Below are 24,882 nucleotides of genomic sequence, written 5' to 3'. Positions count from 1 at the left end.
GGTGCCTTCACCCGGATACGGGCATCCTCGCGCAAGCTCAGCCGAGTACTTGCCCAGCCATGTATCCGGCCTTGTCTTACGGGGCTCGTATCCCCGAGTGAGCAGGACATCCGATCGATGACGATCTCCCTGACATTTCCCGACGGCGCGAAGCGCGAATTCCCCTCCGGCATCACCGGTGCCGAGATCGCCAAGGGCATCTCGCCCTCGCTGCTCAAGCGCACCGTCGCCATGGCTCTCGACGGCACCGTCGTCGACCTGGCCGATCCGATCACCGCCGATGCGAAGATCGAACTGCTCAACCGCGAGGACCCGCGCGCGCTGGAACTGATCCGGCATGACTGCGCCCACGTCCTCGCCGAAGCGGTCCAGGAGCTCTTCCCGGGTACCCAGGTGACGATCGGCCCCGTGATCGAGGGCGGATTCTATTACGACTTCGCGCGCAACGAGCCGTTCACGCCGGAGGATTTCCCCGCCATCGAGAAGAAGATGCGGGAGATCATCGCGCGCGACAAGCCCTTCACCAAGGAGGTCTGGAGTCGCGACAAGGCCAAGGAATTCTTTGCCGCCAAGGGCGAGGGCTACAAGGTCGAGCTGGTCGATGCGATCCCGGCCGACCAGTCGCTGAAGATGTATGCGCAAGGCGACTGGATCGATCTCTGCCGCGGCCCGCACATGACCTCGGTGGGCAAGGTCGGCAGCGCCTTCAAGCTGATGAAGGTAGCCGGCGCCTATTGGCGCGGTGACAGCAACAACGCGATGCTCTCGCGCATCTACGGCACCGCCTTCGCGAAGCAGGAGGAACTCGACGCGCATCTGACGCAGATCGAGGAGGCCGAGAAGCGCGACCACCGCAAGCTCGGCCGCGAGATGGACCTGTTCCACTTCCAGGAGGAGGGGCCGGGCGTCGTGTTCTGGCACTCCAAGGGCTGGCGGCTGTTCCAGGAAATCCTGACCTATATGCGCCGGCGCCTCGCCGCCGATTACGAGGAGGTCAACGCGCCGCAGATCCTCGACAAGTCGCTCTGGGAGACCTCGGGCCATTGGGGCTGGTACCAGGACAACATGTTCGCGGTGAAGTCCGCTTCGGCCTTCGAGAATCCGAACGACGCGACCAAGGACCAGAAGGTCTTCGCGCTTAAACCCATGAACTGCCCCGGCCATGTGCAGATCTTCAAGCACGGTCTGAAGAGCTATCGCGACCTGCCGATCCGGCTGGCCGAGTTCGGCAATGTCCACCGCTACGAGCCGTCCGGCGCCCTGCACGGGCTGATGCGCGTGCGCGGCTTCACGCAGGACGACGCGCATATCTTCTGTACGGAGGACCAGCTCGCGGCCGAGTGCCTGAAGATCAACGAGCTCATCCTCTCGGTCTACGAGGATTTCGGCTTCACCGAGGAACTCGTCATCAAGCTCTCGACGCGGCCGGAGAAGCGCGTCGGTTCCGACGAGGTCTGGGACCATGCCGAGGAGGTGATGACCAAGGTGCTCGAGACGATCGCGGTGCAGTCCGGCAACCGGATCAAGACCGAGATCAACCCGGGCGAGGGCGCCTTCTACGGGCCGAAGTTCGAATATGTGCTGCGCGACGCCATCGGTCGCGACTGGCAGTGCGGCACGACGCAGGTCGATTTCAACCTGCCGGAGCGCTTCGGCGCCTTCTATATCGGCTCGGACGGCGAGAAGAAGCAGCCGGTGATGGTCCATCGCGCGATCTGCGGCTCGCTCGAGCGTTTCACCGGCATCCTGATCGAGCATCATGCCGGGCATTTCCCGCTCTGGCTCGCGCCGGAGCAGATCCTGGTCTGCCCGATCACCTCGGACGCCGACGCCTATGCCGAGGACGTCACCATGGCCTGCCTTTCGGCCGGCCTGCGGGCACGGGCCGACCTGCGCAACGAGAAGATCTCGTACAAGGTCCGCGAGCATTCGCTGGCCAAGGTCCCGGTCATTCTCGCTGTCGGCAAGCGCGAGGCGGAGGAGCGGACAGTCACGGTGCGCCGCCTCGGCAGCCAGGCGCAGACGGTGATGTCGCTCGACGCGATGCTGGAGGCGATGGTCGGCGAGGCGACGCCGCCGGATCTCAAGCGGGTCAAGGCGGTGCGTGCGGCGCGCTAATCGTCTCTCGCGTCATGGTCGGGCTTGTCCCGACCATCCACGCCTTCCTTCATGAAGGGCCGGGTTCGAGACGTGGATGCTCGCCACGAGGGTGAGCATGACGGTGGCGCCCTAGCAAAGTCCGTGCTCGCCATGCCAGATTGCGCGCCATGCTGACGGGGTCCTATCGCAAGCGGCTCGATGCCGATCTGACACGCTGGGTCGGTGAGGGGCTGCTCAGCGCAGATTCCGCCGGCGCGATCCGCCACCAGGTCGCGGCGGAGGGCGGCTTTCGCCTGCCGGCGCTGCTCGGGCTGTTCGGCGGCCTGCTTATCGCTTCCAGCGTCGCCGCCTTCGTCGCCGCGAACTGGGAGGAGATACCGCGGCTCGTCAAGCTCGCCATGATCCTCGGTGCGGTGGTCGCGGCGCTCGGCGTCGCGGCGCGGCTGGAAGGCAAGGGCTCGCCTGCCGGCGGCGATGCGGCTGCGACCTGCGCCGTGTTGCTCTTCGGGGCCGGGATCGCCCTGATCGGCCAGATGTACCACCTGCCGGCGGACTGGCCTGCGGGCGCGTTGCTGGTTGCGCTGGGCGCACTGGCAGTGGCGCTGCTGCTGCGCTCGAACGGCGCCCTCGCCGTTGTCTTCGTCGCGCTCTGCGCCTGGAGCGGCGGGCGTTGGGAGGAGGGCGGGGGCCAGTTCCATGCCGCCTTCCTCCTGCTCTACCTGCCGGCGCTGTGGCTCGCCCTTTCGGCGCGCAACCGGCTGGTTCATCATCTCGCCGTATTGGCGCTCGGCTTCTGGCTGGCACAACTGCCGGGCAACTGGATCGAGCTGCGCTTCGACTACGGGCTGCTCGCCTATGCGCTCGCCGTGTCCTCGGCCTATGTCGTACTTGGAGGCTGGGCGCTGGATCGCGGCGGGCCTTCGCTCCTGACCTGCTGCCTGCCCTGGGGACTACTTGGGCTGGTGCTGGTGCTCAATGTCGAATTGATCCGCATTCTCGATGCCGATGAATCGAAGGCCGGCACCGCGATCTGGCTGAATTATGCCTCCTATGCGGTGGCGCTCGTGCTGATCGCAGGCTTCGCCGCGTTGGCGCGCGAGCGGCGTTTCGCCTGGCCGCTGGCGGCTGGCCTTGTGCTGGCCCTGCTGGTGCCGGCGGTGTTCTGGAGCGGCGGCGTGGTTGGGCTGCCGGGCAAGGCCTTCGTCGCGGGGCTCGTCCTGGCAATCGCGATCGCGCTGGTCGTGGCCGGCGTCACGGGCGGGGTGCGGCGCCTTACGCTCGCAGGCTCGGCGCTGTTCGGCGTGGCGATCCTAATCCTGCTCTGGCAGACGATCGGGACGCTGCTCGACCAGTCGCTGTTCTTCCTCGCGGCGGGGATGATCCTGCTGGTCCTGGCCGGCGCGGCGCGGCGCCTGTTCGCGCGGCTGGTACGCCCGGCGGAGAAGGCACTGTGATGCGGCTGCCCTCTGCCCAGGCCCTGATCGGCCGTGTCCCGCTGCTCTGGCGCACGTTGGCGGCGATGCTGCTGCTGTGCGGCGGCCTGCTCGCGCTGGTCGAGAGCCGCGCCGGCATCCTGCGCAGCGGCACGGAGGTCAGGCTCAGGACGGTTCCGGTCGATCCGCGCGACCTGTTCCGCGGCGACTATGTCATCCTAGCCTATCCGATCAGCACCGTCGAAGGCCCGGCCGGCGGCGAAGACGGCTTCCGGCGCGGCGATGCCGTCTTCGTCACGCTCGCGCGGGATGCGGACGGTTTCGCGACAGCCCGCGGCGTGGCGAAGATGCGCCCGTCCGTGGCGGCGGGCGAACTCGTGATCGCGGGCCGGGTGCAGTCAACCGGCGCCTGCGCCCTCAACGAGGACGGGCGTTCCGACTGCGCTTCCGGGCGACGGCGTCTGCGCATAGCCTATGGGCTGGAGAGCTATTTCGTGCCGCAGGGGAAGGGGCGCGCAATCGAGACGACCGAGCGCGCCCGGATCGAGGTGGTCGCGGCCATCTCCGCTTCCGGCGAGGCGGCGATCAAGCGGCTGCTGATCGACGGCAAGCTGGTCTATGCCGAGCCGCCTTATTAGTGCGTGCTGGGCTCGGTCATTCCGGGACAGGCTGCAGGCCTGAGCCCGGAACCCAGAGCCGATGCGCTTCATCGCTAAGCTCGTGGAGAGCGCAGGCTCCTTGCGGAAACGGCATCGGTCTGGGTTTCGGGCTCTTCGCTGACGCGAAGCCCCGGAAAGGCGGAGCGGTGGCATCCAAAATAAGCATTCTCGGGCGCGGCCGCATTGCGACGGAATCTCGCCGTCTTTCCCGGTCATTGCTTCTCCGTCTGCGCGGGTGCGACGCCATCTACACAGGCTTGTGAAGCATTACCGGGTGACGCGGGCACGTCCGAGTTTTATGAACGCCAGATGAACGAATCCGTTGGCGGACGTTCATGTTGGGGAACGCAGCGCCGCCTGGCGCGTTCCTCGTGACACGCTCTTCCTAGCCGGACGCCGCTGGTGACGCAGACCGCTTCCCTTTCCCGCTTCTTTTTCCTGGGTCGTCGCCCGGGCAGCGCGCCGTCGAGCGTGGAGCGGGATGCGCGGATCGACGTCATCCGCGGGCTGGCGCTGCTGATCATCTTCATCAACCACATGCCGGGAAACGTCGTCTCGGCCTATATGCCGCATAATTTCGGCTTCTCCGATGCGGCCGACATCTTCGTCCTGCTCGCAGGCGTCTCGGCCACGCTGGCTTATGGCGGGCTGATCGAGCGCCGTGGCCTCGGTGTCGGCGCGCTGAAGATCGGAGCGCGCGTCTGGACGCTCTACATCGCCCATCTCGCGGTGTTCATCATCGTCTGCGGCGTCGTGGCGGCCGCGGTGACGCGGACGCAGAACCCGCTCTATGTCGAGGCGATCAACATCCAGCCGTTCTTCTCGGATACGTTCGAGGCGCTGGTCGATGCGCTCATGCTGCGCTACCAGCCGTCCTATCTCGACATCCTGCCGCTCTACATCGTCCTGCTCGCCGCCTTTCCGCTGGTCTACCTCGCCGTCCGCATCAGTCCCGCTGGAGCGCTGCTGATCTCGCTGACGATCTGGCAGACGGCCGTCTGGTTCGGCCTGAACCTGACCAATGTCCATGCCGCCGGCTGGTTCTTCAATCCCTTCGCCTGGCAGGTCGTCTTCGTACTCGGCGTGATCATCGGCCAGGCCGCGCGCAACGGAATCACGGCGCCGCGCCTGCTCTGGCTCGACGCGCTCGCCTTCGCCTTCATCGCCTTTGGCGTCATCGCAAAGACATCGACCGGCAACCCATTCGGCGTCTGGTTCCTCAGCGACTGGCTCGATCTGGTCCAGCTCGGCTCCGACAAGACCAATCTCGCCTGGAGCCGCGTCTTCCATGTCGTGGCGCTGGCGTGGCTCGCGATCCGCTGGCTGCCGGCGGGGGCGGGGCTGTTGAGCCACGCTGCCGGCAGGACCTTGGCCGTCGTCGGCCGTCACTCGCTCGACGTGTTCTGCGCGGGCACAGTTTTGGCGATCATCGGCCAGATCGTCATGGCCGAGACCGGCTTCGCCTTGGTGCCTCAGTTGCTGGTTTGCCTGACCGGCGTTACATTGCTGATCGGGCTAGGGATGTTTTTGACGTGGTACCAGTCGATCACGCTACCCGGAGCGAAAGACGCCCCGGCGCCCTCGCGGCGAGCCTCGGCGCAACTGCACTGACCCTTCTCGCGGGGATGGTGGCCGCTTTTGTCGGCCCGATGCCGTCCGCAGCGGCAAACGATCTGCGCTGCCGCGCCGGAGCCGCCCAGACGCCCTTCCAGCCGGTCCTGCCGAATGCCCGTGCGGCGCTGCGCGAAACCGGAAAGCTCACCATCGTCGCGATCGGCTCCTCGACCACGGCCGGCGCCGGCGCCAGCGCCGAGGATATGAGCTACCCCGCCGTGGTCCAGGCGGAGCTCCGCCGGCGCCTGCCGAATATCGAGGTGAGCGTCGTCAACAAGGGCGTCGGCGGGCAGTCGGCTTTCGACATGCTGATGCGCATGGACAGCGACGTGATCGAGCTCAAGCCCTCGCTGGTGATCTGGCAGACAGGCGTCACCGAGGCGATCGGCAATGCCGGCGAGGAGAAGTTTGCCAAGATCCTGCGCAAGGGCATCCGCAAGGTCCAGGCCGCCGGCATCGACATGGTGATGATGGACCTGCCCTGGCTGCAGCGCGAGAGCCGGTACCCGCAATATGACGACTACCGTGCCGTGCTGAAGAAGACGGCCGACGGCAATGGCGTTTCGGTGTTTCCGCGCTACGGCATCATGCGGGACTGGGCCCGCACGAAGCGCTTCAGCGCCGAGGAACTGGTCGGCATGGACGGGATGCATGTGGTCGATGCCGGCTATCGCTGCCTCGGCATCCGCATCGCCGATGGCATCGTCGCAGCCGTGACCGGCCCGAAGCCGGAGATCGCGGTCTTCCCACGGCGGACCGACTGAGCGCCGGCAGCGCTACTGAGCCAGGACTTACTGCGCCAACACCTCGATGTCGCGGTCGAGCCCCGATTCCACCTTGAAATCCCGCGAATGCACCTGGCCCTCCTGGCGGGCGATCAGGACATAGTCGCCTTCGGCCAGGATGACCTGCGGAAAGGCGCCGATCGCCTCGCGGATGACGTCGCCGCCGGGCGTCAGCACGCTGAAGGCAGTGCCGGCGAAGGCTTCGCCGCCGGCGGCGGCGACGAGCTTCAAGGTCACCCGGGCGGCGCGGTGATGCAGCGTCGCATCCGTGACCTTCCCGGATTCGACCTTCACGTCGGCGCGCTGGATGGCGTTCGAATCGCCATAGGTCGAGACGACATGATAGGTGCCCTCGGGCAGGCGGATGAGTTCGCCGCCCTTGGCATTGCCGACCACCAGGCGGCCTTCGGAGTTGCCCTGCAGCGGCACGAAGACCTGGAAGCTGAGCTGGGCGGGCGCGATCGGAGCGTCGCCGATCGAGCCCGCGAGGGATAGGGCGCCGGCGCTGATCGAGATCTGGTCGCGCAGGCCTTGCGGGCCAAGCGAAAGCCGCTTGGTGCCGCTGGCAAAACCATAGGCGGCGTGCAGCAGATAGGTGCCGGGCTCGAGCGCGAAGACGGGTTCGGCCTCGGCGGAGCGGGCGACGATGCGCGGCGGCGAGCCGTCGGCGGTCTCGCTCAGCACGCGCCAGACCAGGCCGGAGCGGATCGGCTTGCGCTCGCCGGCGAACTGCGCGGACAGGCTGAGTGGCGCGGTTACCCCGGGCGGAGCCTGTACGGGCTCGACCGGCGCGGACATCGTGTCGCCGGGATTCGGTGCCGTAACGGCGGGCTGGGCCTGAGCCGAGGCCGGCGCTGATGCGAAAGCGAGCATGGCCGCGAGCAGCGCGACGACGCCAAGGCCGCCTCTCTCGAAGCCGTCCAGTTCAAACATGCTCACAACCCTTGATACCCTTGCGTCCATGTCTGAGCAGCTTCGCTTGTCCTGATCATGGCGAGCCACTAGGTCTGGAGCGAGATTTCGCAACCGGATGCTTCATGACCGATACGCTTTCCCTGCTCAAGCTGCGCCGGTCCGTGCCGCCGCAGTTCCTCTCTGCGCCAGGCCCAGATGCCGGCCAGCTCGAAGAGCTCCTGACCATCGCGGCGCGCGTGCCGGACCACGGCAAGCTGGTGCCCTGGCGCTTCATCGTGTTCTCGGGGGAGGGCCGCATCAAGGCCGCCGAGGTGGTGGCGCAGGCGTTCCGCAATCGTAATCCCGAGGCGAAGCCCGAGCAGGTCGAGTTCGAGCGCGCGAGGCTGCTGCACGCCCCGGTGATCGTCGGCGTGGTCTCGCGCGCCGCGCCGCATGTGAAGATCCCGGAGTGGGAGCAGGAGCTTTCCGCCGGCGCGGTCTGCATGAACATGCTCGTTGCAGCCCAGGCGATGGGCTTCGGCGCATCCTGGCTGACGAACTGGTTCTCCTTCGACCGCAGCGTGCTCACGACCTTCGGCCTTTCGGAAACCGAGCGCATGGCCGGCTTCATCCATCTCGGCACGCCGGGGTCGGTGCCGTCCGACCGCGACAGGCCCGCCCTCTCGCAGATCGTCAGCCACTACGGGGCGGATTCATGATCTATTCGCCGGCGCTTCAGGATCACGGCCTCTCGCACGACCCGTTCAAGGCGATCGTCACGCCGCGGCCGATCGGCTGGATCACGGCGATGAGCGCGCAGGGCGAGGTCAATCTCTCGCCCTACAGCTTCTTCAACGCCGTCTCGACGCGGCCGCACATCGTGATGTTCTCTTCCGAGGGCAAGAAGGATGCGATCGCCTTCGTCGAGGAGACCGGCGAGTTCACCTGCTCGCTGGTGACGAAGGCGCTGGTCCAGCAGATGAACCAGACCTCTGCGCCGCTGCCGCGGGGCACGAGCGAATACGGTCATGCCGGGCTGGAGATGGCGGACTCGAAATTCGTCAGGCCACCGCGCGTGGCGGGGAGCCCGGCCGCGCTGGAGTGCAAGACGCTGTCCGTGCAGCAGCTCACCGATCTCGACGGCAACCAGGTCGAGCGCTGGCTGGTGCTGGGGCAGGTCGTCGGCATCTTCATGGACGAGGCTTTCATCCGCGATGGCCGCTTCGACACGGTCGCGGCGCATCCGGTCGCGCGCTGCGGCTATGCCGATTATGCCGAGGTCGACCACCTGTTCTCGCTCCAGCGCCCGCCGGGCGGCTGAGGCCGGGGCGCCGGCTCAGCCGGCCTGCGCAGGTTTCACACGGTAATCGCCGAGAGGGGCGAGCGCTGCATTGATGGCGCCCGCGTCGAGCGCCGCGCCTTCCGGAAGCGTCAGCCGCGGCGGATCGAGCGTGACGGTCGTGCCCGGCGCGAGCTTGCTCGCGGCCTGCTGGACGCGCGACAGGCAGCCGCCGCAATGCATGCCCGAAACCTCGAAAACCTGAGTCATTCGAATCGCCTCCAGCGGTTCATTCAGCCAGTTTGTCAGCGCGCGCCTTGATGCGCTGCGCCCTGATCAAATGGGGACGATCGAGCATTTCGCCATCGAGCCCGATCACGCCGACGCCGGGATTTGCCTCGAACAGCGCGATGATCGCCTCCGCTCGCGCCAGTGCTTCCGGCGAGGGCGCGAAGATCTCGTTGATCGGCGCGACCTGGTCCGGGTGGATCGCCATCTTGCCGGTGAAGCCGTCGCGCCGGGCTGCGAGGCATTCGGTGCGGAAGGCGTCCGTGTCACGGAACGCCGTGAAGACGGTGTCGATCGCATCAACCTGCGCGGCGGAAGCCGCGAAGAGCGTCAGTGCGCGGGCGAGCCGATAGGGATCGGCATAGGAGCCGTCGGTGAGCCGGTTGGTCTCGGCGCCGAGATCGGCGGAAAGGTCCTCCGCCCCCCAGGTCAGGCCTGCGAGGCGATGCGTCGCGCCGGCATAGCTGCCGAGGCCGAAGATGCCCTTGCCGGTTTCGGTGGCGATCGGGATGATCCGGGTCCCGCCGTCGGGGAGGTCGCTTTCGGCCTCGCGCACGGCGATCTTGGCGGCGAGATGGCTGACATCGACGCCGCCTTCCGATTTCGGCAGCATGATCGCATCCGGGGCGCCCGGCATCACCACGTCGAGATCGGCCTCGGTCAGCCCCGTCGAGAGCGCGTTGACGCGAACGATCAGGCGCGGGCGGCGCGGAAGCGTGCGGGTTTCCTCCAGGAAGGCGCGGGTGATTTCGCGGGCCTGCGACTTGGCGTCGAGCGCGACCGAATCCTCGAGGTCGAGGATTAGCGCATCGGCGCCGCTGGTAAGGCCCTTCTGCTGCTTGCGGGTGCTGTCGCCGGGAACGAAGAGGAGCGAGCGCATGCCGGTCAGACCGCGACGGTGGTGGTTGGGGCGGGGTGCTTGCGCATGAAGGCCTGGCGGCGGCATTGCGCGACCAGCGTGCCGTCCTGCTTGTAGGCGCGGTGCTGAAATTCGACGATGCCGGCATCCGGCCGCGAGCGCGATTCGCGCTTCGCGACGATTTCGGTGGTGACGTTGACGGTGTCCCCCTCGAAGAGCGGGGCCGGGAAGGTGACGTCGGTCATGCCGAGATTGCCGATCGTCGTGCCGAGCGTTGTGTCGTTGACCGAGATGCCGATCATCAGCCCGAGCGTGAACAGGGAGTTCATCAGCGGCTTGCCCCATTCGGTTTCGGTCGCGCAAAAATGCGCATCGATATGAAGGGGTTGCGGGTTGAGGGTCAGGTTCGAGAAGAGCATGTTGTCCATCTGCGTGACCGTTCGGGTCAGCCCATGCTCGATGACGGCGCCGATGGCGAAATCCTCGAAATAGATCCCGCCACGCTTGTGGCGCTTCAGTTCTGGCATCGACATCCTCCATGTCGCGGGCCCGGCCGCCGGGAACCCCAGCGATTCAGGCCGATTAACCGTTCGCTTACCATAATTGGGGCAGTCTCCACATCGCATGCCGCGACATGTGGCAGGCACCGGCGGCAGGTTCGCGCCCGAGATCTTCGATGTTCCTGTTCACCACGCCGCAGACGCGCGAAACCCAGCCGGCCAACCCCGTCGTCAGCGCCATCCGCGATGGTGCGGCGAAGACCGGCGCCGGTTTCGACTACCTGTTGAAGACGGCGCAGCGGGAATCCTCCCTGGAGCCGGATGCCAAGGCCCGGACATCGAGCGCGACCGGCCTGTTCCAGTTCATCGAGCAGACCTGGCTTGCCATGGTCAAGCAGGAAGGGCCGAAGCAGGGGCTCTCCAGCTATGCCGATGCGATCAGCGAGACGGGCGGGCGCCTGACGGTCGCCGATCCCGCAGCCCGTGAAAGGATTCTCGAGCTTCGCAAGGATCCGCAGGTCGCGGCCGTGATGGCCGGGGCGCTGACCCAGAAGAACCGCGAGCAGCTCGCCGGTTCGCTCGGCCGCCAGCCGCATGCGGGCGAGCTCTACATGGCGCATGTGCTGGGTGCGCGCGGTGCATCCGACCTGATCCGCGCGGCGACGAGCGATCCGGCGCGCAGCGCCGCGAAGGATTTTCCGGAAGCCGCCGCCGCCAATCGCGGCATCTTCTTCGACAAGGGCGGCCGGGCGCGCAGCGTGCAGGAGGTCTATGGCGTGCTTGCCGCAAGCCACGCCAACACGCAGCTCGCCGCCACGACCGCGCCCGCCCAAGCTGCTGCCGGGCAGGGCGCCGACAAGCCGGCCGAAATCGCAGCCGCGCTGTCCCCGGAGCGTGCCAAGGGGCTGATCGGCCTTTTCTCGACCGAAGGCTCGCGCCAGCCGGTTTCCAGGGCCGTCGCCAATCTCTGGGCCACCCCGCGCGCCGATGGCACGCGGACGGCCGCGCTCGATGCCGCTGACCGCTATTTCCCGCGCCGCACGACGAGCGATGCGACCATGACAGCCCCGACCGCTGCGGATGCCGCCGCTGCCAATGCCGCAAACGTCGCCGCGGCAAGCCCGGTCACTGCGCCGCTGCCGCCGTCGCGGCCCGTCGAGCTTACCCAGCCGACCGTCGCCGTGCAGGAGCGCGCCGCGGGCCGAACCCGCCGGGCTCCGCTCGATCTCTCTTCCTTCATGGTCCAGCGGAACGGCTCATGATCGTCCGCCGCTTCCTGCTCTGGGCCCGCACCGCCACTGCCGAAGAACGTGCCAATGGCGCTGCCGCGCTGGCGGGAGCCTATCTGCGCTCAGGGATGGCGGAGGAGGATCGCGTCGAGGCCGAGACCGCGCTAATCGCGCTGATCGACGATCCCTCGCCGCGGGTGCGCCGTGCCATCGCCGAGGAGGTCGCCTCGTCGGCGCGCGCGCCGCGCAACCTCGTCCTCGGGCTGATCGCGGATCAGAGCGAGGTGACGGCGCTTGTGCTGGCGCATTCGCCCGTGCTGACGGAGGCCGATCTGGTCGATGCCGCCGCGGTCGGCGACAGGCTGGCCCAGCGCGCGATCGCGCAGCGGCCGCATCTGCCGGTGGGCGTCTGCGCGGCGCTGGCCGAGGTCGGCTGCGAGGAGGCGCTGGTGACGCTGGCGGGCAACCGTACCGCCGACATTCCCGATTTCTCGCTGGAGCGCATGATCGAGCGCGAGGGCGAATGCGGTGCGCTGCGCGAGGCGCTGCTGTCACGCGACGACCTTCCCGCCGGTTTGCGGCAGGCCATCGCGGCGCGGGTTTCCGATGCGCTTGCGAGCTTCGTCTCGGGCTGCGGCTGGCTGACGCCGGAGCGCAGCGCCAGGCTCGCACGCGAGGCGACCGAGCGCGTCGCGGTCGCGCTTGCCGCCGGCGGCCAGGCGAGCGATGCGCCGGCCATCGTCGAGGTGCTGCGGGACACCGGGCGCCTGACGCCGGGGCTGATGCTGCGCTCCCTGCTCAGCGGCGAGCCGGCGCTGGCCGAGGCCGCCTTCGTTGTGCTGTCCGATCTGCCGGAGAGGCGTGTCGCTGCGCTGCTGCGGGACCGGCGCGGAGCCGGCCTGAAGGCGCTCTACCGCAAGGCCGGGCTCCCCGATGCTCTCCAGCCCGCCTTCACGGCGACGATTGCCGCCCTGAATGTACGCGGCTTCGATGCCGGCGGATCGGGGCGAGGGATCGATCGCGCGTTACTGCGCGAGGTGCTGATCGCCTGCGAGACGCAAGGCAATGCGGAAGGCAGCGCATTGATGGGGTTGCTGCGCCGCATGGATGCGGAGGCCGCCCGCGAGGAGGCCAGGGCCCTGGCCGATTCGCTCGCGGATGATGCGGCGCTGGCCTATCTCGTCGAAACCGACCCGGCGCTGCTGGTCGAGCTCGAGATCGGGGATCTGCGGCAGGCCGCCTGAGTCGCTCCGGCGAGCCGGTGGTGACGGGGTCGCGGTCGAGACTTCAGTAGCCGAACTGCTCGCGCAGGATGCGCTCGTCCAGGCTGTGACCGGGGTCGTGCAGCATGACGAGATCGATCGAATGGTCGATCTCGATCTCCACCCGCACGACGTTGTCGATCTGGGTATGGTCGGCGACGGCGCTGACCGGGCGCTTCTCTGCCTCGAGCACGTCGATCGTCACCCGCGCATGGTCGGGCAGGAGCGCGCCGCGCCAGCGCCGCGGACGGAAGGCCGAGATCGGCGTCAGCGCCAGCAGCGGCGCGTCGAGCGGCAGGATCGGGCCGTTGGCGGAGAGGTTGTAGGCGGTGGAGCCGGCCGGGGTCGCCAGAAGCACGCCGTCGGCGACGAGTTCGCTGAGCCGCACCTGTCCGTCGACCGAGATCTGCAGCTTGGCCGCCTGGTAGGAGCGCCTGAGCAGCGATACCTCATTGATCGCCTCGGCCCGCACCACCGTACCGTCCATGTCGAAGGCGGTCATCGACAGCGGGTGGACGACGCTGCGTTCCGCATCAGTGAGCTTCTTGCGCAGGCCGCGCTCGCGGAACTCGTTCATCAGGAAACCGACCGAGCCGCGATTCATGCCGTAGATCGGCTTGCCGGTGCCGATGAAGCGATGCAGCGTCTGCAGCATCAACCCGTCGCCGCCGAGCGCGACGATGACGTCGGCGGTATCGGGTTCCGCCTGGCCGTAGCGCTCGGTCAACTTGGCCAATGCGGCCTGCGCCTCCTGCGTCTCGCTGGCGACGAAGGAGATGGCCTGGAAGCGATCGGTCATCGGCAGTCCTGAAGCGGGGCGCGGTCCTGGCGCAGGCGTGCCTTAGCACGGGCTCGGGAAGGATCGCGAGCAGGGGACCAGAAAAAGGGCCGGATGGCGAGAGGGCATGAAAAAGCCGGGGTTGCCCCCGGCCTCGCTTTCGTCAGCTTCGCCGGCGGCGTGTCAGAGTGCGGTGCTCCACTGCACCGGCACGAGCTCGAAGCCGTTGCCGGCCTTGGCGATATGGCCGGTGGCCGGGAAGGGGGCGTGGTAGAAGGCGACCTGCATGCGCTCAGCCGCGACCATGTCGAGCAGCTTGCGCCGGGTTGCGGCAGCCTGCGGGCCGTCCATGTCGAACACCGCCGACCAGTCGGGATTGCGGACGAACAGGGCAGGGTGGTTCGTCGTGTCCGACATCACCATCAGCTTGCCGGAGCCCGAGGCCACGGCGAAGACGGTGTGGCCCGGCGTATGGCCCGGTGCGGCGACGGCGGTGATGCCCGGCAGGATCTCCTTGCCCGCCTCGAACTGCTTCACATCCTTGGCGACAGGGCCAAAAACGCGGCGGACGCCGGCGAAAGCACCCTTCATGGCCTCGGGCGCCGCGCTCGCCTTGGCATCGTCCATCCAGAAGGCCCATTCGGCCGAAGGCACCATGACCTCGGCATTGGGAAACACCGCGGTGCCGTCCTTGAGGCGGAAGCCGTTGATGTGGTCGCCATGGAAATGGCTGAAGACGACGGTGGAGACGTCCTTGGGGTCGAAGCCGGCCGCCTTGAAGTTGCCAGCCCAGGCACCGGAGGTCGGCGCACCCGAATCGCCGTTGCCGGTATCGATCAGCGTGAGCTTGCCGCCGTGCTGGATCGCCAGCGTGGTGAAGGTGATGTTCAGCGCGTCCTGCGGCAGGAAGGCCTGCTCCATGGCCTTCTTCACGTCGGCGAGTTCGGCATTGCGGACGAAGCCCTCGAGCGGGCGCCGACCGAAGCCGTCATTGATGGCGGTGATCGTGATGTCGCCGATCTTGTAACGGTAGAAGCCGGGGGCCTGGTTCACGGGAACTCCTTGCGCATGGGCCGGGCCGAGCCCGGGCAGATCGAGTGTGGCGGCAACGGCCAGAGCACCGGCGCCTGCGAGCGCGCCTCGGCGCGTCAGGTCGAATTGAGTCATGTTGCTCTCCCCAGGGCTCGGGCGGAGCCCGGGCGAGACCCTAGCCGGCGGCGCAGCCGGTTCAATCGCCGCAGCTTCACCGGCTGCACGGAAAACAGTCAAGTTTTCGTGAGGTTGCGGGCGCGAACGTCACTTCTGCTTCAGCAGGGCACCGGCGCGGCATGCGAGGTCGCTGCGGGCGAAGGCGCGCAGCATCGCCGCGCAGAGCGCCAGCGAGCCGATCGCGCCATTGCCGGAGCATTCGGCGACCAGCGCCTGGAAGCCGGCCTCCTCATCGCCCGCGACGCATTGCAAGCTCCAACTCCAGCCGGGCGCCTTCTGGCGCAGCAACCTCGCCGCGACGTCGATATTGGCGCTGACGGCGCCGAGCGCCTTCCACAGCTCGCCCTGCTGATAGATCCCGCCCATCGGCGCGTTCCGGCTGACGAGATGCTTCGGCTTGCGCCGGACGTTGTAGCCCAGGGCCTCGTAGATGTCGGCATCGAGGGCTCGGTCCGGCTTGGCTGTGCCCTCGCAGCGATCGGCCAGGGCAAGGAGGTTTTCGGGTCTGTCCATGATCGCTTCGCATTGCGGCGCGGAGAGCTGAACCACTTCGCCGCCTGACAGGCAAGACGGTGGCTGAGTCCGTCATCGTCGGCGCCTCGATGGGCCGGGCGATTTTTGCGCGCCGGCCATGAAACCTTTCCCGGCTTGTCGCGTTACCCGACATTACCGACGAGATGCCCAGCGCGGCATGGGATTGTCGGACGAAAATGGGCCTGGCCTCGTTCGCGCGGGGCCGGGTCTTTTTGCGGCCTGGAGGTTCTGGTAGGTTATGCCGCTGGGGTTCTCAAGGAGGGCGTCATGACCAAGCCCTACGCCTCGCCCACGCTTTCGCCCCTGCTCTCGGCGAATGTTGCTGCTTCCCTCTCTATCCAGGGGACCGATGTCGGCATCCAGGGAACCGATGTCGGCGCGCTGCCTCAAGTTGACGATGGCAAGATCATCGGGAATGGCCTGACGGCAACGACTGCTCCGTCAAAGCCCGTTTTGCAAAAAATGGGCAAGATTATCGGCAGCGGTTGACGATCCGACCGATCGAACGCTTCGCTCGTTGTCGAAGCCATCTTAAAAATGGTGCCGGCGGAGAGGATTGAACTCCCGACCTTCGGTTTACAAAACCGCTGCACTACCGCTGTGCTACGCCGGCGCCGATAGGCCTCTCCCTGCGGGCGAGGCTAGCTTGGTATCGGCAGGCGCCGGGTTCGACCCGGCGTCCGCCTGCAGCCGTTACCAGTCGGACACCGCCAGAGCAAGATGGAGAACGAGCCTCGGCCCTGCCGGCGGCTGGTCGGGAGCTTGTGCCGGGACAATACGGACGATCGGAACGAAAGAACCCCGCCTTCGAGAAGGCGGGGTCCGGTATCGTCGGTCAGAACTGAACCGGGCTTGTGCTCAGTTGTCGTAGGTCATGATGTCGCGATCCTTGGTCTCCGGCACGAAGAGCAGGCCGATGACGAATGTCGCGAGAGCGAAGATGATCGGGTACCAGAGGCCGTAGAAGATGTCGCCGGTGCCGGCCACCATGGCGAACGAGGTCGCCGGGAGAAGGCCGCCGAACCAGCCGTTGCCAATGTGGTAGGGCAGCGACATGCCGGTGTAGCGGATGCGCGTCGGGAACAGTTCGACCAGCGCCGCCGCGATCGGCCCGTAGACCATCGTGACGTAGATGATCAGAATGGTCAGGATGCCGATCACGGTCAGTGACTGGCCGCCGAAGAGCGCGCCGAAGAACCCGGTCTTGACGATGCGGGCATCGCCCGGTGCGGGATAGCCGGCGGCGGTCGCCTCGGTCGCGATCGCCTTGGCGAAGCCCGCGTCGATGGCGACGTCCTTGCCGTTGACGGTGACCTTGGCGGCGGTGCCGGCCGGGGCGGGCTGCATCGTATAGACGATGGCCTGCGTGGCGAGCGTACGGCGGGCGACGTCGCAGGGTGCGGTGAAGGTGCGCACGCCGACCGGATCGAACACCGAACCGCAGGTCGCGGGATCGGCGACGACGGCGACCTTGACGTTCTCATGCGCCGCGGCGAGGCCCGGATTGGCCGCCTTCGTCAGCGCACCGAACAGCGGGAAGTAGGTCAGCGCAGCGATCAGGCAGCCGGCCAGGATGATCGGCTTGCGGCCGATCCGGTCCGACAGCGAGCCGAAGAAGATGAAGCCGCCGGTGCCGATGATGAGCGCCCAGGCGATCAACACGTTGGCCGAATAGAGGTCCACCTTCAGGATGCTCTGGATGAAGAACAGCGCGTAGAACTGCCCGGTGTACCAGACGACGGCCTGGCCCATGGTGAGGCCGAACAGCGCGATCAGCGCGATCTTGGCGTTCTTCCACTGGCCGAAGGCCTCGGAAAGCGGCGCCTTGGAGCCCGTGCCCTCTTCCTTCATCTTCTTGAAGGCCGGCGATTCCTGCATCTGGAGACGAATCCAGACCGAGATCGCGAGGAGGAAGATCGAGAGCAGGAAGGGAATGCGCCAGCCCCATGCGGCGAAGTCGGCCTCGCCCATGTTGACGCGGATGACCAGGATGACGATCAGCGAGAGCAGCAGGCCGAGCGTCGCGGTCGTCTGGATCCAGGAGGTGTAGAAGCCGCGACGGCCGACGGGAGCGTGCTCAGCGACATAGACCGCCGCGCCGCCGTACTCGCCGCCTAGGGCCAGGCCCTGGAGCATGCGCAGGATGATGAGGATGACCGGGGCAATCCAGCCGATGGTGTTGTAGCTGGGCAAGAGGCCGACCAGGAAGGTCGAGGCGCCCATGATCACGATGGTGACGAGGAAGGTGTATTTGCGGCCGATCAGGTCACCCAGGCGGCCGAAGAACAGCGCGCCGAACGGACGGACAAGGAAGCCGGCGGCGAAGGCGAGCAGGGCGAAGATGGCGCGGGTGTTCGGGTCGAAGGCCGAGAAGAAGTGCGCGCCGATCATCACGGCGAGCGAGCCGTAGAGGTAGAAGTCGTACCACTCGAACACCGTGCCGAGCGACGATGCCAGGATGACGCGCTTTTCTTCCTTGGTCATGGGGCGCGGCGTCGTCTTCGCCCCCGCTGCATTTGCTGCCATGCTCATGGCGTTGTCTCCCCTGAAGTTTCCCCGGCAGCGGGACGATCCGCGCTGCCCGTGTTGGCGTGGCTCGCCTTCTGTCGACGCGATGCCTCCATGCCGGTTTCCGAGCCCGCAGGCCCAGCGAAACCGGTCTGACGCAAAGCAATGCGCGCGAGGGGATGACTGTGCAATCAAGCACTTCGTCTAAGGGAAGGAGCGAGTATGTCGTCGAATTGCCGGCGCCGACGGCGTCTGCGGCATCACAGTCGGCCCTATCCTTCGGAGACGGTCGCAGCGGTGGCGCGCCGGCTTCTCAAGGTTAACGATCCGTTTATAATCAGCTCCCGGAAGGGCCGAAGACGGATCGGGAGGGGGCTGCAGATGTCGCGCATCACGACGGTTCGCTGTGGCCTGCTGCTTGCGGCGCTGGGTCTTTCCGCTGTCGAGACCGGTGCCGCCGAGGGCCGGGGCGGGGGCTTCCTCGCCACGCCCGGGAGGGCAGTCGTCTCCACCCAGTTCCCGCGAGCCTTGCCTGCCGGATCGCGCTATGGCGCCATCCGGCAGCAGGCGCGGCTGCGCGGCGATCATGGCCTGCATGACCGGCGGGGGCGGGGGAGAGCGTTGTTCACCTCCTTTGGTTACCCCTGGGGCTGGCCGGCGGGCGCAATGCCGGCGTCATCGCCATCGGTCGAGATCGAAACCTCGCCCCGCTGGATCGATCGCAACTCGTTCGAGAATATGCCGGTACGGGCGGGAATCGTGCGCGAGCCGACGCCGGAGCCGACGACCTATCGGCTCGAAGGCAGGCCCGACCGGCCGGTGACGCGCGTCATCCGGATCGCGGGAGCGGATTCGCAGCAGGGCAAGCGCAGCCGCTTCGCCCATGCCGAGACCGGCGCGCTGTTGCTGGTGGTGCCCGGTCGCTGAGGCCGTCAGCGCCGCCGGCTGGCGGCGTAGAGGGCGATTGCGGTCGCGTTCGAGACGTTGAGGCTGGTGATGGTGCCCGGCACCTCCAGTCGCGCGACGTGGTCGCAGAGCTCGCGGGAGCGCTGGCGCAGCCCCTTGCCCTCGGCGCCCATCACCATCACGAGCGGACGGGTGAGCACGACGTCGTCGAAGGCGACCTCACCGTCGGAATCGAAACCGATTCGCTGGAAGCCGCGCTTGCCCAGTTCCTGCAGCGCGTCGCCGAGATTGCGCACCGCGATCAGCGGCACATGCTCGAGCGCACCGGATGCCGATTTCGCAAGGACGCCCGTCGCGGCCGGGGAGTGGCGGATGGTGACGATCACGGCCGCGGCGGCGAAGGCCGCGGCGGAGCGCAGGATCGCGCCGACATTGTGCGGATCGGTGATCTGGTCGAGCGCCAGCACCACGGCATCGTCCGGCAGGCTGTCGAGGCTGGGCGAAGGCAGCGGGTCGCAGACCAGATAGAGTCCCTGGTGGACCGAATCGGGCGTCAGCAGCCGGTCGATCTCGGACGGACGCACGATCTCGGGCTGGAGCGGCAGCTCGCCGATCTCGTCCTGCAGGCGCTTCAGGCCGTTCTCGGTGGCAAGCAGCCGGCGATGGCGGCGCCTGGGATTGCGCAACGCCTCGATGACGGGGTGCACGCCATAGAGCACGGCCTCGTCGATGTCGCCGGGACGATGCGGCGGCGGCCCGTCCGGGCGGCGGGCGCGGCCAGCGAAATGCGCGCCGGCTCGGGCCGGCTTGGGGCGGAACGGCGCGGGCATCTGCTTCTCCTGCGGCGACAGGCGCCTGCCGTGCCATGACGGCGCCGTCTTGACCAGCCCGCACGCGCCTCGCTTTCACCAATCACGGGGAGAATAACCAGATGAGCGCATGCTCCGACGCATTCATCGTCGTGACGGGCGGGCCGGGGGCCGGCAAGACCACGCTGATCGCAGCCTTGGCCGGGCGCGGCCTCGCGACGATGCCCGAGGCCGGGCGCGCCGTCATCCAGGCGCAAAGCGCGGCCGGAGGCAACGGCCTGCCATGGGCGGATCGCGCGCTGTTTGCGGAACTGATGTTGACCGCCGACCTCAAATCCCATCGCGACGCGCAGGAACGACAAGGCCCGGTGATCTTCGACCGCGGCATTCCCGACATTGCAGGCTATCTCGGGCTCTGCGGCCTGCCGGTGCCCGAACGTCTCTGCCGGGCCATGGGGCGGTGCCGCTATGCGCGCAAAGTCCTGCTTGCACCGCCATGGCAGGCCATCTTCGGCCAGGATGCGGAACGGCGGCAGGATTTCGACGAGGCGGAGCGGACGTGCCGAATGGTCGCTAACGCCTACGCCGAGCAGGGCTATGAGCTCGTCGAGCTGCCGTGCGCCAGCGTCGAGGCGCGGGTCGCGTTCGTGATGGGGCATCTCGGGCTGGCCCCGCCAATGCAGCGGGGAGAATGAGCAAGCCCGGCCTTTTTGCCGTTGACATGGCGCGGCCCGGTCACCATAAGTCCGGCCGCGCCTGCCGGTCGTCGCGAAAGTGACATACCGGTCGATCCCGGCCCTGGCGCCGGTTTGGAGCAGGCGGGGGAATGTCCCGAGCGGCAAAGGGGGCGGACTGTAAATCCGCTGGCTATGCCTTCGCAGGTTCGAGTCCTGCTTCCCCCACCATCCTTTTTCTAGGCGCCTGAATTATCATCAGAATTCGGCTTGGTTCCCGCACCGGATGATGAGGTGCGGGAATAGACGTTCGATTTTGGTTCCGGCATCAGCAGATTCGCCGCCTTGCGGGCGAGCTTTTCCCGGTTGGCTTTTCGCGTGTAGAGCGAGGCCATACCGCCGCCGCGCCAACCGAAGATCGCTTCCAGCTCCGACTCGCTGGCGCCGTTGTTCGCGGCGCGCGTCGCGCCGGCCTTGCGCAGGCCGTGAGCACGGCCAGGCACCTCTGCTGCCACACAGGCCTCTGCGAACCAGTTTCCGAAGCCTTCCTTGGAAAGGCCGCGGCCCTTCTTATCGGCGATGAAGGTCAGGTCGCCGGTCTTCGTGGCGGCGATCGATTCGGCCAAGGGCGGGAGGAGGGGCAGGACGACCTGCACGGCGCCCTGGCTCTTCTCGGTGCGCAGCGAGATGACGCCGTTGCGGACATGCTGCTTGCCAAAAATTGCGGCATCGCCGCGCCGGAAGCCGGTATAGAGCAGGATGTCGAAGGCGAGGCGTTCACGCGTGCCGAGCGGCCAGCGCGCCTCGAACCTGTCGCACTCATCATCCGTCCAGGTATGGTGCCCCTCGGTCTTCGCCTTGCCGATTTTCACATCACGCGTCGGATCTTCGGTCACATAGTCGGCCTCGACCGCCCAGCGGAACAATCCGCGTTGCGTTTCGACGAAATGCCGGGCCATGGCCGGCGTCGCCTTGCGGCGGTCCTTCCCGGCGACGATCGTCTTGCGGGTGATCTTGGCAAAGGGCTTGTCGCCGGCCGTATCAAGCACGCCGCGCATGATGTTCTCTCGCTGGCGGCGGGTCGCGAGCGAGAGCTCGGCCCAGGCCGCGCTCTCGCGATAGCGATCCCAGAGCCAGCGCAGCGTGCCGGCGGCAGCACGGCCCGGCTTCGCCGGCGCCTCGCCGGCCAGGGCCGCTTCATAGGCCGCCATGAACTCCGGAGAGCCATAGTCATGGTCGATTCGGATGCGCGCGCCCTTGCCGCGCCGAAAATACCAGACGCGCCGGCCGTGCCGGGTCAGCTCCGTATGCAGATGGGGCGGGCGAGGGCGGGGCATGTCCCCCATCACATCACGATCTCTTCCTCGGCCTCAAATTGTTTCGCCGGACCGGCCACAACCGGCGCAGAGGAGCCCATGAGGACGCGGATGGTGCCGTCTGGTGCCACCTCGATCACAGCCTGTACGCGCGCCTGCGCCACCGCACGGACGGTGCGGGCGATGTCTGCCTGCGTTACCTTGGCGGCTGTGCGGGGCATCAGCCGACAGCCTCATTGATCGGGCGGCACGCGAGCATCAGGCGCGCCCTTCCGTGACATCCTTGCCGAAGTTGGCGAGTTCGGTCTGAAGCGCCTGCAGCAGCGCCATGTCGGAGGCGGCGGGGTCGTCGCCTTCCGACACGTTCTCCAGCAAGAGGCTGGAGAACGCCTTGGCGCCGGCGAAGAAGAAGCGGCGCATCTCGATGTGCTGCTTTATCGCCATGGTGTGCAGCTGCGTCCGCGTGAAGCACTCCGACAAGAGCTTATCCAGCTCCTTCTGGAGAAGAGCGGGTCGGTCGCTCATGCCGCGGCCCTCTGCTCGAGCTCGGCGATGACCTGGTCGAGCTCGTCGCGCTGGCGGCGGGCGAGGGCGAGCTGCTCAGCGAATTTCTCGCGCGGGAAGCGGCCGGACTTGATCTCGCGCACGGTGAAGCCGAGCTTGCGCATCAGCATGATCTCGGCGACGCGCTCGCGGTCGGCCTCGGAATAGATGCGCTGGTTGGCGCCATCGCGCGCCGGCTGGAGCAGGCCGCGCTGCTCGTAGAAGCGCAGCGCGCGGAGCGTCGTGCCGAAGCTCTCGGCGAGATCGGTGATCGAGTGCGTGACGGACTGTGCTGTCATGACAGGCTCCAGCTTGCGAGGAGGGCGAGGGCGAAGGCGCCGAGCGCCGGGCCGACCGGCCAGAGCAGGCCCTGCCAGAGCGGGGCGGCGTCCTGCGGCTTGACCAGCTCGTCCTCGGCCGTGCTGATGGCGGAGCGTTCGGCCAGGCGGCGCGTGGCCGAGAGCGGCGGGCCCTCGGCATGGCCGACGATGAAGCCGGCGCGGCGGCCGCGCAGCAGGATGAGATGGGCCCAGGGCCTGACGCAGTCGCTGGCGAAGCCGAGCGCGCCCCAGCACTGCTCGCGCTCGTGCCAGCGCAGGATGTAGACCGCGCCATTCGCGTCCCGGCCGAGATACTGGCCGGAGGCGCCGGCATCCGGCAGGCCGGGGGTGAGAGGGATGTGGAGGGGGCGCGTCATGCCCGATCCCCCACGGCCTGCAGGTAGAGATCGAGGATCGCCTCCTCTTCGGCGCGCTCGTTGGCGTCGCGCTTGCGGATGGCGATGACCTTGCGGAGGATCTTGGTGTCGTAACCGTTGCCCTTGGCCTCGGCGTAGACCTCCTTGATGTCGTCCGCGATCGTCTTCTTCTCCTCCTCGAGGCGCTCGATGCGCTCGACGATGGACTTCAGCTGGTCGCCCGCAACGGGATCGTCCATCTCGCCTCCGGAATTGCTGGGATAGGTCACGCCAGTGCCTCCCTGATCGAGTCGCGTTCCTCCGGCGTCAGGCAGTCATCGCAAACGGCCTCGTCGCCGATGGCGTGACCAGAATTCTGCGGGTCAGTTTCATCGCCGCAGCGGCTGCATGTGTGACCAAGGCCGGCGCGCATCCAGTCGCCCGGCGTCGGGCGGGTGATCTCGTCGAACTCGGGCACGCGGCTGGCGCCAACTTCCCACGCGCAGGCCATGCACTCGCACGGGCTCTCGGGATTGCCGTCTTCGTCTTCCTCGTAGTCGTGCTGGCAGTTGTCGGCGGTCCAGAGCTTTATGGCCCTGCTTTCCGTTCGTGCTCGGATGATCTCCCAGTTGTATTCGCCGGGTGTCCCGACGACCCATGCGGGCAGTCGTGCCGGGGCTTCTCCCGAGATGGCCGCGGCAACGGGCTTCGGGATCGCGGCGGCGACAGAGGTCACAGCTGCGGCTGCGAGGAGGAAGCGGCGCGTCAGCATGATTGCGCCTCTGATACCGCCGCCCCAATCCGCTCGGCGGCCTGGACGGTGAAGGCGCCGAGCGTCTGCCGGCTGGTGGCGAGGCTGGCGCGCTCATGGTCGATGCGCTTCGCGGCAGCCTCGATCGCGGCCATGCGCTCGTCCAGCCGCTGCGAGGCGGCGCGGGTTTCGCGGGCCTCGCAGTCGATGGCGGCGAGCGCCTTGGCGAGGCGGGCTTCCTGCTCGGCCATCTCGCCGAGGGCGAGTTCGGTCTCGCGCAGCACGCCCTCGGCCTGGACGGGCGGCGGGCGTCGGCCGGCGAGATGCCCGCCGGCGCGGGCATAGAGCGCGATGCCGTCCAGAGTGAGCGAGAGGCAGGCGCGGCGCTGGCCGTGATGCCCCTCGTATTCCTGCATCTGGGCGAGGCCGTCCTGCTCCAGGGCCCGGGCCGTGCTGTCGAGCACGCGCTCGGCCGGGAAGGCGCGGCAGCGCCAGACGCCGCCCGGCTCGCGGAAGAGCGCGCCGGTGTGCAGGAAGCCGAGCGCGATGCGCTTCGACATGGTGAGGCGGCGCTCCGGCGGAAGAACCCGCGCCGGACGCGCCGCAGAGATGGCCGGCGCGGCGCCGCTCATGCGTCACCTGCCAGCATGAAGCCGATATAATTCTCGCCGGCCATATCGAGTTGGCCCTCGAGGTCATGCTGACCGCAGTCGCACGGAACGTAGAGCGAGCCGCCGCGGCTGGCCTGAACGGTGACCTGTTGGCCATCTGCCAGACAGGTGAAGCCGCCATCGCAGACAAGCTGGGTGCCGGGCTGGACCTGCTTCGCCGGGACAATGAAGGCGCCGCTCATCGCCGGGCCTTGCCGGCGTTGCGGGCGATGCGCTTGGCGGATTCGAGATGCTCGTCGATCTGGCTGTCAGTGAAATCGAGCAGCAGGTCGTCGCGGGTGACCGCGCCATTCGATGCGGTGTGGCGGGTGATGAAATCCGCCATGTCGGCCGCGACCGAGCTGCGGGCGGGGCGGGCGGTGGGCGTAGCGTGGGCAAGCATGACAGGCTCCGGCTGGGCGGAAGCCAGGACATGCTGCTCGGCCACCCACGACCAGGACAGGACGCCGCCGCAGAACAGGCCGACCGCGACCAGCTCGGCGCAGCTCTGCAGCGTGCGGCGAAGGCGGTAGCGGCGGGCGAGCTCGACGGCCGGGTGCGTCTGGCGCGGGACGTAGATGTTGGGAGCGGAGAGCAAGGCGCGGCCTCCATCGGGTTGCGATGGA

Annotated in this window: 31 protein-coding genes and 2 tRNA genes; 13 read left to right on the top strand and 20 right to left on the bottom strand. The window is 67.7% G+C overall.

All coding sequences use genetic code 11. The annotated features are described in order from the left end of the window. Positions 1-117 precede the first annotated feature (117 nt). The 5 genes from thrS to ASE63_RS21680 all read left to right on the top strand — a co-directional run bounded on the left by thrS (position 118) and on the right by ASE63_RS21680 (position 6,570). The gene (gene thrS, locus ASE63_RS21700) at positions 118-2,118 is read left to right on the top strand and encodes a threonine--tRNA ligase (protein ID WP_082610189.1); all 2,001 of its coding nucleotides are present in this window, start codon (positions 118-120) and stop codon (positions 2,116-2,118) included. Between the two features lie 149 nt (positions 2,119-2,267). Beyond that, positions 2,268-3,554 carry a DUF2157 domain-containing protein gene (locus tag ASE63_RS21695; protein ID WP_056806515.1) on the top strand — a complete coding sequence of 429 codons (1,287 nt, stop codon included), beginning with the start codon at positions 2,268-2,270 and terminating at the stop codon, positions 3,552-3,554. Further along, positions 3,554-4,171: a GDYXXLXY domain-containing protein gene (locus tag ASE63_RS21690; protein WP_056806512.1), complete on the top strand. Its 618-nt coding sequence runs from the start codon at positions 3,554-3,556 to the stop codon at positions 4,169-4,171. Before ASE63_RS21695 ends, ASE63_RS21690 begins: the two co-directional genes overlap by 1 nt. A 423-nt stretch (positions 4,172-4,594) precedes the next feature. Further along, positions 4,595-5,803 carry an OpgC domain-containing protein gene (locus ASE63_RS21685; RefSeq protein WP_162261820.1) on the top strand — a complete coding sequence of 403 codons (1,209 nt, stop codon included), beginning with the start codon at positions 4,595-4,597 and terminating at the stop codon, positions 5,801-5,803. 17 nt (positions 5,804-5,820) lie between these two features. Further along, positions 5,821-6,570 carry a GDSL-type esterase/lipase family protein gene (locus ASE63_RS21680; RefSeq protein ID WP_162261819.1) on the top strand — a complete coding sequence of 250 codons (750 nt, stop codon included), beginning with the start codon at positions 5,821-5,823 and terminating at the stop codon, positions 6,568-6,570. A gap of 27 nt (positions 6,571-6,597) precedes the next feature. Here the strand turns inward: ASE63_RS21680 and ASE63_RS21675 are convergent, their stop codons facing one another. Next, on the bottom strand, positions 6,598-7,524 hold the full coding sequence (locus ASE63_RS21675) for a hypothetical protein (RefSeq protein WP_056806501.1): 927 nt from the start codon (positions 7,522-7,524) through the stop codon (positions 6,598-6,600). Positions 7,525-7,628: 104 nt separating this feature from the next. Between ASE63_RS21675 and ASE63_RS21670 the strand changes: the two genes are divergently transcribed. Together ASE63_RS21670 and ASE63_RS21665 are read left to right on the top strand one after the other, a co-directional pair. After that, entirely contained in the window at positions 7,629-8,204 is a 576-nt protein-coding gene (locus ASE63_RS21670; protein ID WP_056806498.1) for a nitroreductase, read from the top strand. After that, complete coding sequence (locus ASE63_RS21665) at positions 8,201-8,806, top strand: flavin reductase family protein (RefSeq protein ID WP_056806495.1); 606 nt, start codon at positions 8,201-8,203, stop codon at positions 8,804-8,806. Before ASE63_RS21670 ends, ASE63_RS21665 begins: the two co-directional genes overlap by 4 nt. Positions 8,807-8,821: 15 nt before the next feature. Here ASE63_RS21665 and ASE63_RS21660 read toward each other — a convergent pair whose 3' ends face one another. The 3 genes from ASE63_RS21660 to ASE63_RS21650 are packed head-to-tail and all read right to left on the bottom strand — an operon-like array spanning position 8,822 to position 10,438. After that, on the bottom strand, positions 8,822-9,034 hold the full coding sequence (locus tag ASE63_RS21660) for a heavy-metal-associated domain-containing protein (protein ID WP_056806492.1): 213 nt from the start codon (positions 9,032-9,034) through the stop codon (positions 8,822-8,824). A gap of 19 nt (positions 9,035-9,053) precedes the next feature. Next, a complete protein-coding gene (locus tag ASE63_RS21655) occupies positions 9,054-9,932 on the bottom strand; it encodes a CoA ester lyase (RefSeq protein WP_056806490.1) in 879 nt (292 codons plus the stop codon). Positions 9,933-9,937: 5 nt separating this feature from the next. Next, positions 9,938-10,438 (bottom strand): MaoC family dehydratase, encoded by a 501-nt coding sequence (locus ASE63_RS21650; protein ID WP_156410537.1) that lies wholly within the window; start codon positions 10,436-10,438, stop codon positions 9,938-9,940. Between the two features lie 149 nt (positions 10,439-10,587). Between ASE63_RS21650 and ASE63_RS21645 the strand changes: the two genes are divergently transcribed. Beyond that, the gene (locus tag ASE63_RS21645; RefSeq protein ID WP_082610187.1) at positions 10,588-11,673 is read left to right on the top strand and encodes a hypothetical protein; all 1,086 of its coding nucleotides are present in this window, start codon (positions 10,588-10,590) and stop codon (positions 11,671-11,673) included. Then, complete coding sequence (locus ASE63_RS21640) at positions 11,670-12,884, top strand: DUF2336 domain-containing protein (RefSeq protein WP_056806483.1); 1,215 nt, start codon at positions 11,670-11,672, stop codon at positions 12,882-12,884. Before ASE63_RS21645 ends, ASE63_RS21640 begins: the two co-directional genes overlap by 4 nt. Before the next feature lie 43 nt (positions 12,885-12,927). On the opposite strand, the gene ASE63_RS21635 is transcribed toward ASE63_RS21640, so the two are convergent. The 3 genes from ASE63_RS21635 to ASE63_RS21625 all read right to left on the bottom strand — a co-directional run bounded on the left by ASE63_RS21635 (position 12,928) and on the right by ASE63_RS21625 (position 15,402). Continuing rightward, positions 12,928-13,701 carry an NAD kinase gene (locus ASE63_RS21635; RefSeq protein WP_056806480.1) on the bottom strand — a complete coding sequence of 258 codons (774 nt, stop codon included), beginning with the start codon at positions 13,699-13,701 and terminating at the stop codon, positions 12,928-12,930. A 162-nt stretch (positions 13,702-13,863) separates the two neighbouring features. Continuing rightward, a complete protein-coding gene (locus ASE63_RS21630) occupies positions 13,864-14,847 on the bottom strand; it encodes an MBL fold metallo-hydrolase (RefSeq protein ID WP_056806477.1) in 984 nt (327 codons plus the stop codon). Between the two features lie 129 nt (positions 14,848-14,976). Continuing rightward, the gene (locus ASE63_RS21625) at positions 14,977-15,402 is read right to left on the bottom strand and encodes a hypothetical protein (protein WP_156410536.1); all 426 of its coding nucleotides are present in this window, start codon (positions 15,400-15,402) and stop codon (positions 14,977-14,979) included. 288 nt (positions 15,403-15,690) lie between these two features. On the opposite strand from ASE63_RS21625, the gene ASE63_RS21620 reads away from it, so the two are divergent. Continuing rightward, the gene (locus ASE63_RS21620) at positions 15,691-15,912 is read left to right on the top strand and encodes a hypothetical protein (protein WP_056806472.1); all 222 of its coding nucleotides are present in this window, start codon (positions 15,691-15,693) and stop codon (positions 15,910-15,912) included. 49 nt (positions 15,913-15,961) lie between these two features. Here the strand turns inward: ASE63_RS21620 and ASE63_RS21615 are convergent. Continuing rightward, a tRNA-Thr gene (locus tag ASE63_RS21615) sits at positions 15,962-16,036 on the bottom strand. A gap of 245 nt (positions 16,037-16,281) precedes the next feature. Then, complete coding sequence (locus ASE63_RS21610) at positions 16,282-17,907, bottom strand: MFS transporter (RefSeq protein WP_056807413.1); 1,626 nt, start codon at positions 17,905-17,907, stop codon at positions 16,282-16,284. 405 nt (positions 17,908-18,312) lie between these two features. Between ASE63_RS21610 and ASE63_RS21605 the strand changes: the two genes are divergently transcribed. Beyond that, positions 18,313-18,858, top strand: a complete 546-nt coding sequence (locus ASE63_RS21605; protein ID WP_056806469.1) for a hypothetical protein — start codon at positions 18,313-18,315, stop codon at positions 18,856-18,858. Between the two features lie 5 nt (positions 18,859-18,863). On the opposite strand, the gene rlmB is transcribed toward ASE63_RS21605, so the two are convergent. Then, positions 18,864-19,667 (bottom strand): 23S rRNA (guanosine(2251)-2'-O)-methyltransferase RlmB, encoded by an 804-nt coding sequence (gene rlmB, locus ASE63_RS21600; protein WP_056806466.1) that lies wholly within the window; start codon positions 19,665-19,667, stop codon positions 18,864-18,866. A 101-nt stretch (positions 19,668-19,768) separates the two neighbouring features. Between rlmB and ASE63_RS21595 the strand changes: the two genes are divergently transcribed. Further along, positions 19,769-20,341 carry an AAA family ATPase gene (locus tag ASE63_RS21595; protein ID WP_056806462.1) on the top strand — a complete coding sequence of 191 codons (573 nt, stop codon included), beginning with the start codon at positions 19,769-19,771 and terminating at the stop codon, positions 20,339-20,341. 125 nt (positions 20,342-20,466) lie between these two features. Then, positions 20,467-20,551, top strand: a tRNA-Tyr gene (locus ASE63_RS21590). Between the two features lie 8 nt (positions 20,552-20,559). Here the strand turns inward: ASE63_RS21590 and ASE63_RS21585 are convergent. The 10 genes from ASE63_RS21585 to ASE63_RS21540 form a co-directional block, all read right to left on the bottom strand. Beyond that, positions 20,560-21,657 (bottom strand): tyrosine-type recombinase/integrase, encoded by a 1,098-nt coding sequence (locus ASE63_RS21585; protein WP_056807410.1) that lies wholly within the window; start codon positions 21,655-21,657, stop codon positions 20,560-20,562. 8 nt (positions 21,658-21,665) lie between these two features. Beyond that, the gene (locus tag ASE63_RS21580) at positions 21,666-21,857 is read right to left on the bottom strand and encodes a hypothetical protein (protein WP_056806458.1); all 192 of its coding nucleotides are present in this window, start codon (positions 21,855-21,857) and stop codon (positions 21,666-21,668) included. 37 nt (positions 21,858-21,894) lie between these two features. Continuing rightward, entirely contained in the window at positions 21,895-22,161 is a 267-nt protein-coding gene (locus ASE63_RS21575) for a hypothetical protein (protein WP_056806456.1), read from the bottom strand. Continuing rightward, complete coding sequence (locus ASE63_RS21570) at positions 22,158-22,478, bottom strand: MerR family transcriptional regulator (RefSeq protein ID WP_056806453.1); 321 nt, start codon at positions 22,476-22,478, stop codon at positions 22,158-22,160. The genes ASE63_RS21575 and ASE63_RS21570 overlap by 4 nt, the downstream gene beginning before the upstream one ends. Beyond that, entirely contained in the window at positions 22,475-22,876 is a 402-nt protein-coding gene (locus ASE63_RS21565; RefSeq protein WP_056806450.1) for a hypothetical protein, read from the bottom strand. The genes ASE63_RS21570 and ASE63_RS21565 overlap by 4 nt, the downstream gene beginning before the upstream one ends. Further along, entirely contained in the window at positions 22,873-23,115 is a 243-nt protein-coding gene (locus ASE63_RS21560; RefSeq protein ID WP_056807407.1) for a DUF2312 domain-containing protein, read from the bottom strand. Before ASE63_RS21560 ends, ASE63_RS21565 begins: the two co-directional genes overlap by 4 nt. A 26-nt stretch (positions 23,116-23,141) precedes the next feature. Beyond that, the gene (locus ASE63_RS21555) at positions 23,142-23,627 is read right to left on the bottom strand and encodes a hypothetical protein (RefSeq protein WP_056806447.1); all 486 of its coding nucleotides are present in this window, start codon (positions 23,625-23,627) and stop codon (positions 23,142-23,144) included. Then, positions 23,621-24,166 (bottom strand): hypothetical protein, encoded by a 546-nt coding sequence (locus ASE63_RS21550; protein WP_156410535.1) that lies wholly within the window; start codon positions 24,164-24,166, stop codon positions 23,621-23,623. The genes ASE63_RS21555 and ASE63_RS21550 overlap by 7 nt, the downstream gene beginning before the upstream one ends. Positions 24,167-24,234: 68 nt before the next feature. After that, positions 24,235-24,459 (bottom strand): hypothetical protein, encoded by a 225-nt coding sequence (locus ASE63_RS21545; protein WP_056806441.1) that lies wholly within the window; start codon positions 24,457-24,459, stop codon positions 24,235-24,237. Continuing rightward, positions 24,456-24,854 (bottom strand): hypothetical protein, encoded by a 399-nt coding sequence (locus tag ASE63_RS21540; protein ID WP_056806438.1) that lies wholly within the window; start codon positions 24,852-24,854, stop codon positions 24,456-24,458. The genes ASE63_RS21545 and ASE63_RS21540 overlap by 4 nt, the downstream gene beginning before the upstream one ends. Positions 24,855-24,882: the final 28 nt, after the last annotated feature.

The organism is Allobosea sp. Root381, from assembly GCF_001429395.1.
GTDB lineage: Bacteria > Pseudomonadota > Alphaproteobacteria > Rhizobiales > Beijerinckiaceae > Allobosea.
This window is presented reverse-complemented; position numbering and strand designations above follow the sequence as displayed.